General features: G+C 45.2%; 28 protein-coding genes and 1 pseudogene. 28 read left to right on the top strand and 1 reads right to left on the bottom strand.

The features are described 5' to 3' along the window. From tuf to rplQ, 28 genes and pseudogenes are all read left to right on the top strand, one after another. Window positions 1-127: pseudogene (tuf, locus tag AB2J24_RS11370) on the top strand (elongation factor Tu); the annotation flags it as partial. 66 nt (window positions 128-193) lie between these two features. Beyond that, complete coding sequence (gene rpsJ, locus AB2J24_RS11365) at window positions 194-502, top strand: 30S ribosomal protein S10 (protein WP_162654034.1); 309 nt, start codon at window positions 194-196, stop codon at window positions 500-502. Window positions 503-676: 174 nt separating this feature from the next. Further along, window positions 677-1387: a 50S ribosomal protein L3 gene (gene rplC, locus AB2J24_RS11360; protein ID WP_162654444.1), complete on the top strand. Its 711-nt coding sequence runs from the start codon at window positions 677-679 to the stop codon at window positions 1385-1387. After that, complete coding sequence (rplD, locus tag AB2J24_RS11355) at window positions 1387-2007, top strand: 50S ribosomal protein L4 (protein WP_162654033.1); 621 nt, start codon at window positions 1387-1389, stop codon at window positions 2005-2007. The genes rplC and rplD overlap by 1 nt, the downstream gene beginning before the upstream one ends. Then, a complete protein-coding gene (locus tag AB2J24_RS11350; RefSeq protein WP_162654032.1) occupies window positions 2004-2297 on the top strand; it encodes a 50S ribosomal protein L23 in 294 nt (97 codons plus the stop codon). Before rplD ends, AB2J24_RS11350 begins: the two co-directional genes overlap by 4 nt. A gap of 11 nt (window positions 2298-2308) precedes the next feature. After that, window positions 2309-3145: a 50S ribosomal protein L2 gene (gene rplB, locus AB2J24_RS11345; protein WP_162654031.1), complete on the top strand. Its 837-nt coding sequence runs from the start codon at window positions 2309-2311 to the stop codon at window positions 3143-3145. Between the two features lie 15 nt (window positions 3146-3160). Then, window positions 3161-3439, top strand: coding sequence for a 30S ribosomal protein S19 (gene rpsS, locus AB2J24_RS11340; RefSeq protein WP_162654030.1), 279 nt, complete (start codon window positions 3161-3163; stop codon window positions 3437-3439). 2 nt (window positions 3440-3441) lie between these two features. Continuing rightward, window positions 3442-3828, top strand: coding sequence for a 50S ribosomal protein L22 (gene rplV, locus AB2J24_RS11335; RefSeq protein WP_162654029.1), 387 nt, complete (start codon window positions 3442-3444; stop codon window positions 3826-3828). Further along, the gene (gene rpsC, locus AB2J24_RS11330) at window positions 3828-4532 is read left to right on the top strand and encodes a 30S ribosomal protein S3 (protein WP_367385547.1); all 705 of its coding nucleotides are present in this window, start codon (window positions 3828-3830) and stop codon (window positions 4530-4532) included. Before rplV ends, rpsC begins: the two co-directional genes overlap by 1 nt. 22 nt (window positions 4533-4554) lie before the next feature. Beyond that, window positions 4555-4968 (top strand): 50S ribosomal protein L16, encoded by a 414-nt coding sequence (gene rplP / locus AB2J24_RS11325; RefSeq protein ID WP_162654027.1) that lies wholly within the window; start codon window positions 4555-4557, stop codon window positions 4966-4968. 11 nt (window positions 4969-4979) lie between these two features. Continuing rightward, the gene (gene rpmC, locus AB2J24_RS11320) at window positions 4980-5180 is read left to right on the top strand and encodes a 50S ribosomal protein L29 (protein ID WP_367385546.1); all 201 of its coding nucleotides are present in this window, start codon (window positions 4980-4982) and stop codon (window positions 5178-5180) included. 11 nt (window positions 5181-5191) lie between these two features. Beyond that, entirely contained in the window at window positions 5192-5422 is a 231-nt protein-coding gene (rpsQ, locus tag AB2J24_RS11315; protein WP_162654025.1) for a 30S ribosomal protein S17, read from the top strand. Between the two features lie 204 nt (window positions 5423-5626). After that, a complete protein-coding gene (rplN, locus tag AB2J24_RS11310) occupies window positions 5627-5995 on the top strand; it encodes a 50S ribosomal protein L14 (protein WP_162654024.1) in 369 nt (122 codons plus the stop codon). Between the two features lie 12 nt (window positions 5996-6007). After that, window positions 6008-6319 (top strand): 50S ribosomal protein L24, encoded by a 312-nt coding sequence (gene rplX / locus AB2J24_RS11305; protein ID WP_367385545.1) that lies wholly within the window; start codon window positions 6008-6010, stop codon window positions 6317-6319. Further along, a complete protein-coding gene (rplE, locus tag AB2J24_RS11300) occupies window positions 6312-6875 on the top strand; it encodes a 50S ribosomal protein L5 (RefSeq protein WP_367385544.1) in 564 nt (187 codons plus the stop codon). Before rplX ends, rplE begins: the two co-directional genes overlap by 8 nt. Before the next feature lie 27 nt (window positions 6876-6902). Then, entirely contained in the window at window positions 6903-7208 is a 306-nt protein-coding gene (gene rpsN / locus AB2J24_RS11295; protein WP_162654021.1) for a 30S ribosomal protein S14, read from the top strand. Window positions 7209-7219: 11 nt separating this feature from the next. Then, window positions 7220-7618 (top strand): 30S ribosomal protein S8, encoded by a 399-nt coding sequence (gene rpsH, locus AB2J24_RS11290; protein WP_162654020.1) that lies wholly within the window; start codon window positions 7220-7222, stop codon window positions 7616-7618. A 34-nt stretch (window positions 7619-7652) separates the two neighbouring features. Continuing rightward, window positions 7653-8186 (top strand): 50S ribosomal protein L6, encoded by a 534-nt coding sequence (rplF, locus tag AB2J24_RS11285; protein ID WP_162654019.1) that lies wholly within the window; start codon window positions 7653-7655, stop codon window positions 8184-8186. Window positions 8187-8198: 12 nt separating this feature from the next. Continuing rightward, complete coding sequence (gene rplR / locus AB2J24_RS11280; RefSeq protein ID WP_162654018.1) at window positions 8199-8561, top strand: 50S ribosomal protein L18; 363 nt, start codon at window positions 8199-8201, stop codon at window positions 8559-8561. A gap of 43 nt (window positions 8562-8604) precedes the next feature. Continuing rightward, window positions 8605-9165, top strand: a complete 561-nt coding sequence (gene rpsE / locus AB2J24_RS11275) for a 30S ribosomal protein S5 (protein ID WP_162654017.1) — start codon at window positions 8605-8607, stop codon at window positions 9163-9165. A 30-nt stretch (window positions 9166-9195) separates the two neighbouring features. Continuing rightward, window positions 9196-9396 carry a 50S ribosomal protein L30 gene (gene rpmD / locus AB2J24_RS11270; protein ID WP_162654016.1) on the top strand — a complete coding sequence of 67 codons (201 nt, stop codon included), beginning with the start codon at window positions 9196-9198 and terminating at the stop codon, window positions 9394-9396. Window positions 9397-9410: 14 nt separating this feature from the next. Continuing rightward, complete coding sequence (gene rplO / locus AB2J24_RS11265; RefSeq protein WP_162654015.1) at window positions 9411-9890, top strand: 50S ribosomal protein L15; 480 nt, start codon at window positions 9411-9413, stop codon at window positions 9888-9890. A gap of 168 nt (window positions 9891-10058) precedes the next feature. After that, entirely contained in the window at window positions 10059-11399 is a 1341-nt protein-coding gene (gene secY / locus AB2J24_RS11260; RefSeq protein WP_162654014.1) for a preprotein translocase subunit SecY, read from the top strand. Next, entirely contained in the window at window positions 11396-12046 is a 651-nt protein-coding gene (locus AB2J24_RS11255) for an adenylate kinase (RefSeq protein WP_367385543.1), read from the top strand. Before secY ends, AB2J24_RS11255 begins: the two co-directional genes overlap by 4 nt. A gap of 210 nt (window positions 12047-12256) precedes the next feature. Next, window positions 12257-12625 carry a 30S ribosomal protein S13 gene (rpsM, locus tag AB2J24_RS11250; protein ID WP_162654012.1) on the top strand — a complete coding sequence of 123 codons (369 nt, stop codon included), beginning with the start codon at window positions 12257-12259 and terminating at the stop codon, window positions 12623-12625. Between the two features lie 100 nt (window positions 12626-12725). Further along, a complete protein-coding gene (gene rpsK / locus AB2J24_RS11245) occupies window positions 12726-13115 on the top strand; it encodes a 30S ribosomal protein S11 (RefSeq protein WP_162654011.1) in 390 nt (129 codons plus the stop codon). Window positions 13116-13204: 89 nt separating this feature from the next. After that, the gene (locus tag AB2J24_RS11240) at window positions 13205-14215 is read left to right on the top strand and encodes a DNA-directed RNA polymerase subunit alpha (protein WP_162654010.1); all 1011 of its coding nucleotides are present in this window, start codon (window positions 13205-13207) and stop codon (window positions 14213-14215) included. A gap of 42 nt (window positions 14216-14257) precedes the next feature. Then, window positions 14258-14689, top strand: a complete 432-nt coding sequence (gene rplQ, locus AB2J24_RS11235; RefSeq protein ID WP_367385542.1) for a 50S ribosomal protein L17 — start codon at window positions 14258-14260, stop codon at window positions 14687-14689. 85 nt (window positions 14690-14774) lie between these two features. On the opposite strand, the gene AB2J24_RS11230 is transcribed toward rplQ, so the two are convergent. Then, entirely contained in the window at window positions 14775-15146 is a 372-nt protein-coding gene (locus AB2J24_RS11230) for a DUF4189 domain-containing protein (protein WP_367385541.1), read from the bottom strand. Between the last annotated feature and the right edge of the window lie 51 nt (window positions 15147-15197).

Genomic DNA, 15197 nt, shown 5'->3' with positions numbered 1-15197 from the left:
AGGCGATAATGTAACAGTCGACGTTGAGTTGATCGTTCCAATCGCGATGGAAGACCAGCTTCGCTTTGCGATCCGCGAAGGCGGCCGCACAGTTGGTGCCGGTATCGTTGCATCAATCACTGAATAATTAACAGTTAATTAGGGCGCGCGTCGTACATGTCGCGCGCTCATCTCTTAAACAAGGATTCGCCCAATGAACGGCCAAAATATCCGCATTCGCTTAAAAGCGTTTGATCACAGGATCCTCGATACGTCTACACGTGAAATCGTGTCGACTGCTAAGCGTACAGGTGCACGAGTTCGTGGTCCAGTTCCGCTTCCTACACGTATTGAGAAATATACTGTGAACCGGTCGCCGCACGTAAATAAGAAAAGCCGTGAGCAGTTTGAAATGCGCACACATAAAAGGCTTTTAGATATCGTTGATCCAACTCCGCAAACAGTTGATGCTCTTATGAAGCTAGACCTTGCAGCTGGTGTTGACGTAGAGATCAAACTTTAAGGTCTCAGATAAGTAAGCTTGTTCGGAGCGTTTTAACATTTCGAGCAAGAGGTTTGAACAAACAATTCTTTACGAGCTCAAATTTGGCAACATCGTCAAAACAGCTCCTCTTGGGAATTAAAACTAATGAGTGATGTGAGGCTTCTCACAACATACTCTAAAAAGGATGAACCAATGCGTTCAGGTGTAGTTGCACAGAAAGTAGGGATGACCCGAGTCTATGATGACGCCGGAGTACACATTCCTGTTACTGTTTTACGTCTGGAGAACTGCCAGGTGGTAGGTCAACGGACAGAAGAAAAGAATGGTTACACAGCCGTCCAGGTTGGTGTAGGCAAAGCAAAAGTTAAAAACACAAATAAGGCCGAGCGTGGTCAGTTTGCTGTTGCAAGTGTCGAGCCTAAGTCAAAAGTTGTTGAGTTTCGCGTTTCCGCGGACAACTTAATTGAAGTTGGTTCTGAGATTGTTGCAAGTCACTTTGTTGGTGGTCAGCTTGTTGATGTTACGGGTACTTCAATCGGTAAAGGTTTTGCTGGTGCTATGAAGCGTCATAACTTTGGTGGTTTACGCGCTTCTCATGGTGTTTCGATCTCCCACCGTTCACACGGTTCAACGGGTGCTTGTCAAGATCCTGGTAAGGTTTTCAAAGGTAAAAGAATGGCTGGTCACATGGGGCAAACCCGAGTGACTACTCAGAACCTAGAGATTGTATCTACTGATGTTGATCGTGGTTTGCTTTTGATCAAAGGCGCTGTGCCTGGTTCTAAAGGAACTTGGGTTACTGTTCGTGATGCGATTAAAGTTGCGCTACCTTCAGATGCTCCTATTCCGGCAGGTCTTCGTCAAGCTGCTTCCACAGAAGCTGCAAGCGAGGGAGCTGAGTAATGGATATTTCAGTAAACACATTGGCTGGTAAGGAAAGTGGTAAAGTAACGCTTTCTGATTCAGTATTCGGTCTAGAGCCGCGTCAAGATCTTATTCAACGCGTTGTTCGTTGGCAGTTGGCCAAAAAACAACAGGGCACTCATAAAACATTGGGTCGTTCCGAGGTTAACCGCACTGGTGCGAGATTGTACAAGCAAAAAGGTACGGGTAAAGCTCGTCACCACGCTGCAAGTGCGCCGCAATTCCGTGGTGGTGGTAAGGCTCATGGTCCAGTTGTTCGTGATCATTCACATTCAATGCCTAAAAAAGTCCGTGCACTTGCTCTTAAGCATGCACTTTCTGCGAAGGCTGCTGCGAATGAACTGATCATCATGGATGAGTTGGCTTCAAAAGATCCAAAAACAAAAGGTCTAACTGTCGCGCTCGATAAAATGGGCATTACGCATGCTCTTTTCATTGGTGGTGCAGAGTTGGATAATAACTTTAAGTTGGCTGCGCAAAACATTCCTAATGTTGATGTTTTGCCTGTTCAAGGTATCAACGTTTACGACATCTTGCGTCGTGGCAAACTTGTTTTGTCAAAAGATGCAGTCGCAGCTCTTGAGGAGCGTTTAGCATGACGGATCTTCATCACTATGATGTAATTGTCTCACCGGCGATTACGGAAAAAGCAACTTTGGCTTCAGATAATGACCAAGTCGTTTTTAATGTTGCACGTACAGCTACCAAGCCAGAAATCAAAGCAGCAGTTGAAGCTTTGTTTGGCGTTAAGGTAAAAGCAGTTAACACTCTTGTTCGCAAGGGCAAGGTTAAGCGCTTTAAAGGTATCGTAGGCAAACAGAGCGATGTTAAAAAGGCAATCGTAACATTGGCTGAAGGCCAATCTATCGATGTCTCTACGGGTCTATAAGGAACAGTAAGATGGCATTAAAAAGCTTTAATCCAACGACCCCTAGTCAGCGCCAGCTGGTTATCGTAGATCGTTCAGCCCTTTATAAAGGTAAGCCCGTCAAATCTTTGACAGAAGGTCTTACTGGGAAAGGTGGCCGCAACAATATGGGTCGTGTGACAGCTCGCTACATTGGTGGTGGTCACAAACGTACATATCGTAAAATTGACTTCAAACGTCGGAAATTTGACGTGCAGGGCACAGTTGAGCATTTGGAATATGATCCAAACCGCACAGCGTTTATTGCTCTTGTTAAATATGATGATGGTGAACTTGCATACATCTTGGCTCCACAGCGCATTTCTGCAGGCGATAAAGTTATTGCTTCTCAGAGCTCTGTCGATGTTAAACCTGGTAATGCAATGCCATTGGCAGCAATGCCAGTTGGTACAATCGTACACAATGTTGAAATGAAGCCGGAAAAGGGTGGTCAGATTGCTCGCTCAGCTGGTACATATGTTCAACTTGTTGGACGTGATCAAGATATGGCGATCCTTCGCCTGAACTCTGGTGAAACACGTTTAGTTTCTGGTCGTTGCATGGCAACAATCGGTGCTGTGTCTAACCAAGATCACATGAACACGAATGATGGTAAAGCTGGCCGTACACGCTGGCGCGGTAAACGCCCACATGTTCGTGGTGTTGTTATGAACCCGGTCGATCACCCACATGGTGGTGGTGAAGGCCGTACTTCTGGTGGTCGTCACCCGGTTTCTCCTTGGGGTAAACCAACAAAGGGTAAACGGACACGTAAAAATAAGGCGACGGATAAATTTATTATGCGTTCTCGCCATCAGCGTAAGAAATAAGAGAGGAAGTCTATATTGGCTCGTTCAGTTTGGAAAGGTCCTTTTGTTGACGGCTATCTTCTCAAAAAGGCTGAGAAGGTTCGCGAAGGCGGTCGCAGCGAAGTGATTAAAATGTGGTCTCGCCGTTCTACGGTTCTACCACAGTTCGTAGGTCTAACATTTGGTGTCTATAATGGTCAGAAGCACATTCCAGTGATGATCTCAGAAGACATGGTTGGCCATAAATTTGGTGAATTCGCTCCAAGCCGTACCTATTATGGTCACGGCGCGGATAAGAAAGCGAAGAGGAAGTAGTTATGGGCAAGGCAAAGACAGAACGTCGGCTCGCAGATAATGAAGCGCAAGCAGTTGCTCGCACGCTTCGTATCAGCCCGCAAAAACTCAATCTTGTTGCGGAATTGATCCGTGGCAAGAAAGTAGATGCAGCATTGGCTGATCTTGAGTTTTCTCGCAAACGCATATCTGATCAAGTGCGGAAAACACTTCAGTCAGCAATTGCTAATGCTGAGAATAATCATGATTTGGATATTGATAATCTCATTGTTGCAGAAGCATACGTTGGTAAATCAATCGTGATGAAACGTTTTCGCGTCCGCGGTCGTGGTCGTTCAACGCGTATCTTGAAACCATTTTCTCACTTAACAATTGTCGTGAGAGAAGTTCAAACTGAGGAGGCTGCATAATGGGTCAGAAGATTAATCCAATTGGTTTCCGTCTTGGTGTGAACCGTACATGGGATAGCCGTTGGTATGCCGATCAAGGCGAATATGGTGATCTGCTTCATGAAGATATGAAAATTCGTGAATTCATCGTCGATAAGTTGAAACAAGCTGGTGTTGCCAAGGTCGTTATCGAACGTCCTCACAAGAAATGCCGCGTGACAATTCATACAGCTCGTCCTGGTCTCATCATCGGTAAGAAGGGTGCAGACATTGAGAAGTTGCGTCAGAAATTGTCGGCAATGACGAATTCTGAAACACACTTGAACATTGTTGAAGTTCGTAAGCCCGAGATTGATGCAACACTTGTTGCTCAATCAATTGCTCAGCAGCTTGAACGTCGTGTTGCATTCCGTCGTGCTATGAAACGTGCTGTTCAATCAGCTATGCGTTTGGGTGCTTTGGGTATCAAGATCACAAGTGCTGGCCGTTTGGGTGGTGCTGAGATTGCGCGTACTGAGTGGTATCGTGAAGGTCGTGTGCCATTGCACACACTTCGTGCGGACATCGATTATGGTGTTGCAGAAGCTCTTACTGCATATGGTATTTGCGGTATTAAAGTTTGGATCTTTAAAGGCGAAATCCTTGAGCATGATCCTATGGCTTCAGAGCGTCGTGCATCTGAAAATGATAATGCCGGTGGCAATCGTCGTCGCGAAAAAGCGTAAGCGATAGGTTCGGAGAAATATAATGTTACAACCAAAGCGAACTAAATTTCGCAAACAGTTTAAGGGCAAGATCAAGGGTGCTGCAAAAGGCGGTTCGGATCTTAACTTTGGATCATATGGTCTAAAGGCGCAGGAACCAAATCGTGTTAACGCGCGTGAGATTGAAGCTGCCCGTCGTGCCATTACCCGTCACATGAAACGTGCTGGTCGTGTTTGGATCCGCATTTTCCCTGACGTTCCGGTGACTGCAAAGCCAACCGAAGTCCGTATGGGTAAGGGTAAAGGTTCCGTCGATTATTGGGCGTGCAAGGTTAAACCTGGCCGCGTGATGTTTGAAATCGATGGTGTGAATGAAGATATTGCTCGTGAAGCGTTACGTCTGGGATCTGCAAAGCTCTCCGTTAAGACACGTTTCATCCAGCGTATTGCTGATTAGGAGAGATTATCATGAAAGCTAATGATGTCCACGCAATGAGCGAAGATCAGCTTGGTGATGAACTTGCAAAGCTAAAGAAAGAGCAGTTTAACCTGCGCTTTCAGGCTGCAACTAGCCAACTTGAGAATACATCTCGTGTGAAACAAGTGCGCCGTGATATTGCGCGCATTAAAACAATCGCCCGCCAGAAGGCGGCCCAAGCTAAGGCTTAAAGGAATAAGTTATGCCTAAACGCATTCTACAGGGCACTGTTGTGAGTGACAAAAACGATAAAACTGTGGTCGTCCGCGTCGAACGTTCGTTCCCGCACCCAGTTTTGAGAAAAATTGTACGCCGTACAAAAAAGTATAAGGCGCATGATGAAGCAAATCAGTTCAAAGCTGGTGATTCCGTTTCTATTCAGGAATGTGCACCAATTTCGAAAGATAAGCGTTGGACTGTTGTAACTAGCTAATTTTGGCGGTTCAGCTTCTAAAACTGTGATAATCGGGGCAGGGTATTTACCTTTATGTCCCTTTTTTCATAAAAATGACATTTTGGGTCAGATTTTGGTTGAAAAAAATCTGACTTGTTCTAAGACAACTCGAATAGTTGGATAAGACTGCGGGCAATGGGGCCTTGGAGTAACTGTCCAGCATAAATAAGAAGGCGTTCTGACATGATTCAGATGCAAACAAACCTCGACGTCGCGGATAATTCCGGCGCCCGTCGTGTCATGTGCATCAAGGTGCTAGGCGGTTCTAAGCGTAAATATGCTTCTGTGGGCGACATTATTGTATGTTCGGTCAAAGAAGCTATTCCGCGTGGCCGTGTGAAAAAAGGTGACGTAGTTAAAGCTGTAGTTGTTCGTACAGCTAAAGACCTGCGTCGTGCTGACGGAAGTGTTATCCGTTTTGACTCAAGTGCTGCAGTATTGGTTAACAATGCTGGTGAGCCTATGGGTACGCGTATTTTTGGACCAGTTCCACGTGAACTTCGTGCTAAAAAGCACATGAAGATCATCTCGCTGGCTCCTGAAGTGTTGTAAGGAACGGATCTCATGCAAAAAATTCGTAAAGGCGACAACGTCGTCGTATTGACTGGTAAAGACAAGGGTCGTTCTGGCGCTGTTTTAAAAGTTATTCCAAAAGAAGGTCGTGCTGTTGTCGCTGGTATTAACGTTGTCAAACGTCACCAGAAACAAAGTCAGACAACTGAAGCTGGTATCGTTACTAAAGAAGCTCCAATCCAACTTTCAAATATAGCAATTGCTGATCCGAAAGATGGTAAGCCAACACGTGTTGGTTTTAAAGTTGAGGGTGACAAAAAAGTACGAGTGGCTAAGCGTTCCGGAGAAGTGATCGATGGCTAAGGAAAATTATATCCCTCGGTTTAAGACCGATTATCTAAACCGTATCCGTGCAGCAATGCAGGAGCAGTTTAAATATAATAACGAAATGCAGATTCCTAAAATTGATAAGATTGTTATCAATATGGGTGTCGGCGAAGCAACTGCTGATTCTAAGAAGCCAGCGATTGCGGCTAAAGACCTTGCAGATATTGCGGGTCAAAAGCCAGTTATTACGCATGCACGTAAATCTATCGCGGGCTTTAAAGTTCGTGAAGAGATGCCACTTGGTGCGAAGGTTACACTTCGCGGTGCGCGTATGTATGAATTCATGGATCGTTTGGTGACTGTTGCGCTTCCACGCGTACGTGACTTTCGTGGATTGAATCCAAAAAGCTTTGATGGTCGTGGCAACTTTGCCATGGGTATTAAAGAACACATTGTGTTCCCTGAGATCAATTACGATAAAGTTGATCAAATCTGGGGCATGGACGTCATCGTTTGTACGACGGCTAACACGGATGATGAAGCTCGCGCTCTTTTAAAAGAGTTCAACTTCCCATTCCCTGAACAGTCGTAACGGCATACGTAGAGAAGGAAATTCAACATGGCGAAAAAAAGCGCAGTTGAGAAGAATAATCGTCGCCGCGGCCTAGTCAGCAAAAGTGCTGCTAAGCGTGCTGCTTTAAAAGCGACAATTAAAGATCAATCAGTGCCGATGGAAGAGCGTTTTAAAGCTACTCTTCAATTGGCTGAATTACCTCGTGATGGTTCGAAAACTCGTATTCGCAACCGTTGTGAAGTGTCCGGTCGTCCACGTGGTTACTACCGTAAACTTAAAATGTCTCGTATTGCATTGCGTGAGCTTGGCTCATTCGGTCGTATACCTGGCCTTGTTAAGTCCAGCTGGTAAGGGAGCATAGTATGTCTTTATCTGATCCTTTGGGCGATATGCTCACTCGTATTCGTAATGGTGCCGCTCGCGGTAAATCTTCTGTAAATTCACCAGCGTCTAAATTGCGTTCACGCGTATTGGATGTTTTGGAAACTGAAGGTTATATCCGTGGTTATTCACAATCCGAATTCGAAAATGGTAAGTCTGAGCTAAGCATTGAATTGAAATATTCAGACACAGGTTCTGTGATCCGGGAAATCGGTCGCGTTTCTAAGCCTGGTCGTCGTGTTTACGTCTCAGTGAAATCAATTCCGCAAGTAGCGAATGGTCTTGGTATTACGATTTTGTCTACACCTAAGGGTGTTATGGCTGATCATCAGGCTCGTGAAGAAAATGTAGGTGGTGAGGTTCTTTGCTCCGTATTCTAACGGAGCAGGGTTCTTTTCAAAAGAAGGTTGAACAATGTCTCGTATAGGTAAAAAGCCAATTGCGGTCCCAGCCGGCGTCACTGCTACAGTCGAAGGCCAGTCGGTTACTGCTAAAGGTCCAAAGGGCGAGTTGAAATTCGTTGTAAATGACGAAGTGCTTGTCAAAATGGAAGAGAATGAAATCGTAGTCACACCCGTTGATAAATCAAAGGACGCCCGCTCTAAATGGGGTATGTCGCGTACAATGATTTCCAACATTCTTGAAGGTGTTGAAAAGGGTTTTGAACGTAAACTTGAAATCAACGGTGTTGGTTATCGTGCTGCAATGCAGGGTAAGGGCGTCCAGCTCTCACTCGGTTTTAGTCATGAAGTTGTCTACACGCCACCTGAAGGCGTAACAGTTGCTTGTCCAAAACCAACTGAAATTGTTGTCACAGGTATCGACAAACAAGCTGTTGGTGAAGTTGCTGCAAAGATCCGTCAATATCGTAAGCCTGAACCTTATAAAGGTAAGGGTGTGAAATATGCCGAAGAGCGGATTGTCCGCAAAGAAGGCAAGAAGAAGTAAGGAAGAGGCGAAATGGCTAGCATTAAAAAAGACATCGCGCGTCGTAGTGCACGTGTTCGTCGTAAAGTCAAAGCGGTCGCAAATGGTCGTCCGCGTTTGTCAGTACATCGCTCTTCAAAGAACATTTACGTTCAGATTATTGATGATACTGCAGGTACTACACTTGCAGCAGCATCAACATTGGATACTGATCTGCGTAAATCTTTGAAGACAGGTGCCGACACATCTGCTGCAAGTGCAGTGGGTAAACTTATTGCTGAACGTGCTGATAAAGCCGGCATCAAAGATGTTGTTTTTGATCGTGGTGCGTTCTTGTACCATGGGCGTGTAAAAGCACTTGCAGAGGCTGCTCGTGAGGGCGGACTTAAATTCTAATCAATCTGCCGATTGAAACCGGAAAAAAATAAGGACAAGGACAATGGCAAGAGACGATCGTCGCGGAAAAGGCGGCAGAAAAGAAGAGGAACAGAGCGAATTCGTTGATAAGCTCGTTCATATTAACCGAGTTGCAAAAGTGGTCAAAGGTGGCCGTCGTTTCGGTTTTGCAGCTTTGGTTGTTGTTGGTGATGAGAAAGGCCGCGTTGGCTTTGGTCACGGTAAAGCACGTGAAGTGCCTGAAGCAATTCGTAAAGCAACAGATGCTGCAAAGCGCGAAATGATTTTTGTGCCATTGCGGTCTGGCCGTACTTTGCACCACGATGTTCGTGGTCGTCATGGTGCTGGTAAAGTGCTTTTGCGTGCTGCTAAACCTGGTACTGGTATCATTGCTGGTGGCCCAATGCGTGCGGTTTTTGAAACACTTGGTATGCAAGACGTTGTTGCGAAATCAACAGGTTCTTCGAACCCATATAACATGGTTCGTGCTACTTTTGATGCTCTTAAGCACCAAATGCACCCGAAAGATATCGCAGCGCAACGTGGTATTAAATATTCAACGCTTCAAGCTCGCCGCACTGCTGCGGGTGTAGAAGATCAATAGGCTTAGCGCCGATCGATAGGAGGCCTTATTATGGCTGATACAAAAAAGGGCAAAACTGTTACTATTGAGCAGACTGGTAGCCCACTTCGTCGTCCTAACGTTCAGCGCCAGACACTTGTTGGTCTTGGCCTGAATAAGATGCATCGTCGTTCAACACTCGAAGATACACCAGCTGTACGTGGCATGATTGCTCGCGTTAGCCACATGGTTCGTATCGTCGAAGAGAACTAGGCGGGAGAGTATTCATGAAACTGAATGAAATTCGTAACAATGAAGGTTCAAGCCAAGCACGCAAACGCGTAGGTCGTGGTATTGGATCTGGTACTGGTAAAACAGGTGGTCGTGGTGTGAAAGGTCAGAAGTCTCGTTCTGGTGTTTCAATCAAAGGTTTTGAGGGCGGTCAAATGCCTATCTACCGTCGTTTGCCTAAACGTGGTTTCAACGTTCCGTTCCCAACGGATTATAATGTTGTATCACTAGGTCGTTTGCAGGAAGCTGTTGATGCTAAGAAACTTGACCCTAAGGCAACGGTTGATGCAGCTGCTCTTAAGGCTGCTGGCGTTATCTCTAAGATTAAAGATGGTGTTCGTGTCTTAGCGGATGGTGAAATTAAGGCCAAGTTGAAGCTTGAAGTTGCTGGCGCATCTAAATCAGCAATCGCAAAGCTTGAAAAAGCTGGTAGCTCGATCACGGTTCTTTCGCCTGCAAAAGAAGCGAGCGAATAGTAATAATATTCCGCGCGTTGATCTTTAAATCGACGCGCGGTTTCCCCATATTGGGAACTATGTTTCCACACGAGGCGGTTTGCGGCTTGATTTCTCGATAAATTACTGCGATCCAGATGTCTCTCACATCAGGAATATTCCTGACCAGAACAATTCGCGGAGAATGGCATGGCATCGGCAGCCGAACAGCTCGCATCTAATTTGAACTTTTCTGCATTTTCAAAAGCAGAAGACCTTAAAAAGCGCATCTGGTTTACACTGGCGGCGCTTTTGGTTTATCGCCTTGGTACTTATGTTCCAATCCCAGGTGTTGACCCTGCAGCATTTGCGCAGGCTTTTGAAAGACAAAGCCAAGGTGTGCTTGGTTTGTTTAATATGTTTGTGGGTGGTGCAGCGGAGCGCATGGCGCTTTTCGCTCTTGGCATAATGCCTTACATTTCATCTTCCATTATTATGCAGTTGATGACATCTGTTGTCCCATCTCTTGAACAGCTCAAGAAGGATGGCGAACAGGGGCGCAAGGTTATTAACCAGTACACACGTTATGGTACTGTCATTCTTGCGACAATGCAGGCCTATGGGATCTCTGTTGGGCTTGAGGCCGGAGCAGGGGTTGTGACAGACCCTGGTTTGTTCTTTAAAATATCTACTATTATCACGCTGGTTGGTGGCACGATGTTCCTCATGTGGTTGGGTGAGCAGGTAACAGCGCGTGGTATCGGTAATGGTATTTCATTGATCATTTTTGCTGGCATTGTTGCGGCACTACCTTCTGCCATTGTGGGAACACTGGAGTTAGGTCGTACTGGATCTATTTCAACGTTCATCATCATAGCAGTACTTGTTTTGGCTGTTGCTTTGATTGCTTTGATTGTGTTTGTTGAACGCGCGCAACGTAAATTGTTGATCCAATATCCGAAGCGTCAAGTTGGCACTAAAATGTTCCAAGGTGATAGTTCACATCTGCCACTTAAGTTGAACACAGCAGGCGTTATCCCAGCAATTTTTGGCTCGTCTTTGTTGCTTCTACCCGCAACTTTGGCTGGTTTTTCAGACACGTCATCGCTACCAGATTGGGCGACAGCTATCTTAGCATCTCTTGGTCACGGGCAACCTGCTTATATGGTGTTTTATGCACTCTTGATTGGCTTCTTTGCGTTCTTTTACACAGCGATCGTATTCAATCCTAAAGAAACAGCGGATAACTTGAAGAGCCATGGTGGCTATATTCCAGGTATTCGCCCTGGCGATCGTACAGCTGAATATATTGACCGTGTTTTGACAAGAATTACAGTAGTTGGTGCCATATATCTTATTTTTGTATGTCTATTGCCAGAGTTTTTGATCGCAAGAACTGGTGTGCCGTTTTATCTAGGGGGAACGTCGCTTCTGATTGTTGTTAGTGTGACGCTCGATACTGTGGCGCAAGTGCAAGGGCACTTGTTTGCTCAGCAATACGAAGGCTTGATTAAGAAATCAAAACTTCGCGGAGGGAAGAAGCGTAGATGAGATTAATTCTGTTAGGACCACCAGGTGCGGGTAAAGGTACGCAAGCTCAGCGTTTAGTTGATAGATATGGTATACCCCAACTGTCTACTGGTGATATGTTGCGTGCAGCGGTTGCTGAGGGTACCGAATGGGGTAAGCGTGCTAAGGAAATCATGGATGCAGGCGGGCTCGTATCTGATGATATCGTGAACGCCATTATTTCTGAGCGTATTGAAAATGAAGATTGTAAAAATGGCTTTATTTTGGATGGCTATCCGCGAACATTAAAACAAGCCGATGCAACAGAAGCATTGCTTGCGTCTAAATCTATGTCTTTAGACGCTGTTGTTGAACTTGCAGTTGATGATAGTGTGCTTGTTGAACGTATTTCCGGCCGCTATACTTGTAGCAATTGTGGTGCAGGCTATCACGACCAAAATCTTAAACCAGAGAAAGATGGTGTATGTGATAAATGTGGCGGAACTGAATTTAAGCGACGCCCGGACGATCGTGCTGAAACAGTGGTTGATCGTCTTCAAACGTACTATAAAGAAACAGCGCCTCTTGTTGGTTACTATTACGCAAAGCGTCTTTTGCGTTCTGTTGATGGTATGGCTGACATTGATGATGTGACATCGCAAATTAACGCTTTGTTCGAAGGAAAGTAACTTAGCATCAAATTAATCTCATAATGACTTGACGAAATGCCGACTCATCCGCTAATAACCGCTCAACTCGCGAAAAATTGGCGGTTGGTGCGTCTCTCCTAAGAGGAGGTGCGGTACTGATCGTTTTTGTCTGTCGTGGATTATAAATCACGTAGCGTAAATGCTACTAAGTATAAGCACCGGTTTTAATCGGTTAACAAGGAGAACGACGTGGCCCGTATTGCTGGCGTCAACATTCCCACAAACAAGCGTGTTGTTATTGCGCTTCGTTATATTCATGGGATTGGACCAAAATTTGCTCAAGAGATCGTAACTAAAGTGGGTATTCCTGCTGAGCGACGTGTAAATGAGCTTTCAGATGCAGAAGTTCTGCAAATTCGTGAAGCAATCGATCAGGATTACCAAGTTGAAGGTGATCTTCGTCGGGAAGTTTCTATGAACATCAAGCGTCTTATGGACCTTGGCTGCTATCGCGGCCTGCGTCATCGTCGTGGTTTGCCTGTTCGCGGTCAGCGTACAAGTACAAACGCGCGTACACGCAAAGGACCAGCAAGAGCAATCGCTGGTAAAAAGAAATAATTCCAATCAAGTTTACCCTGTCTTTGAGAGATGGGGTTCTTTTTGATTGGGGTGGAGCCGCTGGAATTACGGCGGTGTTGATATCAAGGAAGGATACACGATGGCAAAAGATGCCACACGCGTTCGTCGTAAAGAACGCAAGAATATTGCTACGGGCGTTGCCCACGTAAATTCAACGTTTAACAACACAATGATTACAATCACTGATCAGCAAGGCAATACGATTGCCTGGTCATCTGCTGGTGCTAACGGTTTTAAAGGCTCTCGTAAGTCTACACCGTTTGCTGCGCAGATTGCGGCTGAAGATTGTGCGAAAAAAGCTCAAGATCATGGCATGAAGTCGCTTGAAGTTGAAGTTTGTGGCCCAGGTTCTGGTCGTGAATCTGCACTTCGCGCTTTGCAGGCTGCTGGTTTTACAATCACGTCTATTCGTGATGTGACGCCAATTCCGCACAATGGTTGTCGTCCACGCAAACAGCGTCGCGGTTAATCAATATTGTCTGTCCGTCTTTTTTAGGCGGGCGTCTTCTCACATAGCTGACACGATTGGATGGTGCAGCAATAGGAAGGTTAAAAAATATGATTCAGAAAAATTGGCAAGAACTTATCAAGCCTAATAAAGTAGAATTTGCTGTTTCAGGCGAATTGAAAGCGACACTTGTAGCAGAACCGTTGGAGCGTGGCTTTGGCCTTACTCTTGGTAATGCATTGCGCCGTGTTCTTCTTTCATCGCTGCGTGGTGCGGCTGTAACTGCTTTGCAGATTGATGGCGTTCTGCATGAGTTTTCCTCTATTCCGGGTGTTCGGGAAGATGTTACTGACATTGTTTTGAATACTAAGGAAATCGCGATCCGTATGGAAGGTGATGAGCCTAAACGTATGGTCGTTCGCAAACAGGGTCCAGCAGTTGTGACTGCAGGTGACATTCAAACTGTCGGCGATATTGAAATTCTAAATCCTGATCTGGCTATTTGTACGCTTGATGAAGGTGCAGAAATTCGTATGGAGTTCACGGTTAAAAACGGTAAAGGATATGTACCTGCTGCTGCTAACCGTGCTGAAGATGCCCCAATTGGTCTTATTCCAGTTGATAGTCTCTATTCTCCAGTCAAAAAAGTTTCTTATAAAGTTGAAAATACTCGTGAGGGTCAAGTTCTCGATTATGATAAGTTGCTTATGACGATCGAAACAGATGGTTCGGTTACTGCGGAAGATGCTCTTGCATTTGCTGCACGTATTCTTCAAGATCAACTTTCAGTCTTCGTAAACTTCGAAGAGCCTCAAAAAGCTGAAGAAGAAGATACAGTTGCAGAACTTGCATTTAATCCGGCTCTTCTTAAGAAGGTTGATGAATTGGAACTTTCAGTTCGTTCGGCTAACTGCTTGAAAAATGATAACATCGTTTACATCGGCGACCTTATTCAAAAAACAGAAGCAGAAATGCTTCGTACACCAAATTTCGGGCGTAAGTCTTTGAATGAGATCAAGGAAGTACTGGCTTCTATGGGCTTGCATCTTGGAATGGAAGTTCAAGCATGGCCGCCAGAGAACATTGAAGATCTAGCGAAACGTTACGAAGAACAATATTGATTTAAACTTGCGGATTGAAAACCGCTTTGAAGGAGAAAGCTCATGCGCCACGGAATAGCAGGCCGCAAGCTCAATAGAACATCAAGTCACCGTAAGGCGATGTTTGCCAACATGGCTGCATCTCTTATCGTGCACGAACAAATTACGACAACATTACCTAAAGCCAAGGAAATTCGTCCATTCGTCGAAAAACTTGTTACTTTAGCGAAAAAAGGTGATCTACATTCACGTCGTCGTGCAATTGCGATAACTCGCGATCAAGATGCTGTTAAAAAATTGTTTGATACAATCGCAGCTCGTTACGCAACTCGTAATGGCGGTTACATCCGCATTATGCGTGCTGGCTATCGTCACGGCGATAATGCACCAATGGCTGTTGTTGAGTTCGTAGATCGCGATATTTCAGCTAAAGGTGCTGCCGATAAAGCACGTGTTGCTGCTGAAGAAAATGAAGCGGAAACTGAAAACGCATAAGTTTTTGGTTCGTTAAAATTTTGAAAGCCGGGTAGCAAATGTTACCCGGTTTTTTCGTTTGATATGAAATTTTATTTCTGGAAGATTAATTGGAGCAGGCCCAAACTCTTGGGGTACAATTTTGACCATTATCCATGCAGTAGCTCATTGCCTCGCTTTTTGCTGCTTCCATGTTTCCATTCCAAGCCCAACCCCAGGCGCCATTGGGTGCAGAAGCTATAGAGCCACAGGTATTATAGAACGTCTTTATAGTGGAGCATGGCCCGTTACAATTATTGCGAACTGAATTTATAGCTCCGTTTTCTGATGAGTAGCTGTGGCTCCATGCGTGACCGTTTGGACCTATCGCTACAGCACCCCAACAGCGTTCATAGCCGGATGAGCCAGCATGTGAAATGTTAGTTAATGTAGCGGTCATAAGTGTTGAAATAACCAGCATTTTATATTTAGTTTTCATGTTTTCCCCTAAGTAAAAAGCAGTCTAACCATAGAAATATGGATGACGCCA

The organism is Lentilitoribacter sp. EG35 (assembly GCF_040784015.1).
Taxonomy (GTDB): domain Bacteria; phylum Pseudomonadota; class Alphaproteobacteria; order Rhizobiales; family Rhizobiaceae; genus Lentilitoribacter.
This window is presented reverse-complemented; position numbering and strand designations above follow the sequence as displayed.

Excerpts from the sequence above, each read along its gene's own strand:
- rplV (WP_162654029.1), top strand. The coding sequence starts at position 3,442 with ATGGGCAAGGCAAAGACAGAACGTCGGCTCGCAGATAATGAAGCGCAA.
- rplP (WP_162654027.1), top strand. The coding sequence starts at position 4,555 with ATGTTACAACCAAAGCGAACTAAATTTCGCAAACAGTTTAAGGGCAAG.
- rplX (WP_367385545.1), top strand. The coding sequence starts at position 6,008 with ATGCAAAAAATTCGTAAAGGCGACAACGTCGTCGTATTGACTGGTAAA.
- rpsC (WP_367385547.1), top strand. The coding sequence starts at position 3,828 with ATGGGTCAGAAGATTAATCCAATTGGTTTCCGTCTTGGTGTGAACCGT.
- rpmC (WP_367385546.1), top strand. The coding sequence starts at position 4,980 with ATGAAAGCTAATGATGTCCACGCAATGAGCGAAGATCAGCTTGGTGAT.
- rplQ (WP_367385542.1), top strand. The coding sequence starts at position 14,258 with ATGCGCCACGGAATAGCAGGCCGCAAGCTCAATAGAACATCAAGTCAC.
- rpmD (WP_162654016.1), top strand. The coding sequence starts at position 9,196 with ATGGCTGATACAAAAAAGGGCAAAACTGTTACTATTGAGCAGACTGGT.
- rplE (WP_367385544.1), top strand. The coding sequence starts at position 6,312 with ATGGCTAAGGAAAATTATATCCCTCGGTTTAAGACCGATTATCTAAAC.
- rplR (WP_162654018.1), top strand. The coding sequence starts at position 8,199 with ATGGCTAGCATTAAAAAAGACATCGCGCGTCGTAGTGCACGTGTTCGT.
- rpsK (WP_162654011.1), top strand. The coding sequence starts at position 12,726 with ATGGCAAAAGATGCCACACGCGTTCGTCGTAAAGAACGCAAGAATATT.
- rpsJ (WP_162654034.1), top strand. The coding sequence starts at position 194 with ATGAACGGCCAAAATATCCGCATTCGCTTAAAAGCGTTTGATCACAGG.
- rplB (WP_162654031.1), top strand. The coding sequence starts at position 2,309 with ATGGCATTAAAAAGCTTTAATCCAACGACCCCTAGTCAGCGCCAGCTG.
- rplO (WP_162654015.1), top strand. The coding sequence starts at position 9,411 with ATGAAACTGAATGAAATTCGTAACAATGAAGGTTCAAGCCAAGCACGC.
- rpsN (WP_162654021.1), top strand. The coding sequence starts at position 6,903 with ATGGCGAAAAAAAGCGCAGTTGAGAAGAATAATCGTCGCCGCGGCCTA.
- AB2J24_RS11240 (WP_162654010.1), top strand. The coding sequence starts at position 13,205 with ATGATTCAGAAAAATTGGCAAGAACTTATCAAGCCTAATAAAGTAGAA.
- rplN (WP_162654024.1), top strand. The coding sequence starts at position 5,627 with ATGATTCAGATGCAAACAAACCTCGACGTCGCGGATAATTCCGGCGCC.
- rplF (WP_162654019.1), top strand. The coding sequence starts at position 7,653 with ATGTCTCGTATAGGTAAAAAGCCAATTGCGGTCCCAGCCGGCGTCACT.
- AB2J24_RS11255 (WP_367385543.1), top strand. The coding sequence starts at position 11,396 with ATGAGATTAATTCTGTTAGGACCACCAGGTGCGGGTAAAGGTACGCAA.
- secY (WP_162654014.1), top strand. The coding sequence starts at position 10,059 with ATGGCATCGGCAGCCGAACAGCTCGCATCTAATTTGAACTTTTCTGCA.
- rpsE (WP_162654017.1), top strand. The coding sequence starts at position 8,605 with ATGGCAAGAGACGATCGTCGCGGAAAAGGCGGCAGAAAAGAAGAGGAA.
- AB2J24_RS11230 (WP_367385541.1), bottom strand. The coding sequence starts at position 15,146 with ATGAAAACTAAATATAAAATGCTGGTTATTTCAACACTTATGACCGCT.
- rplD (WP_162654033.1), top strand. The coding sequence starts at position 1,387 with ATGGATATTTCAGTAAACACATTGGCTGGTAAGGAAAGTGGTAAAGTA.
- rpsQ (WP_162654025.1), top strand. The coding sequence starts at position 5,192 with ATGCCTAAACGCATTCTACAGGGCACTGTTGTGAGTGACAAAAACGAT.
- AB2J24_RS11350 (WP_162654032.1), top strand. The coding sequence starts at position 2,004 with ATGACGGATCTTCATCACTATGATGTAATTGTCTCACCGGCGATTACG.
- rplC (WP_162654444.1), top strand. The coding sequence starts at position 677 with ATGCGTTCAGGTGTAGTTGCACAGAAAGTAGGGATGACCCGAGTCTAT.
- rpsH (WP_162654020.1), top strand. The coding sequence starts at position 7,220 with ATGTCTTTATCTGATCCTTTGGGCGATATGCTCACTCGTATTCGTAAT.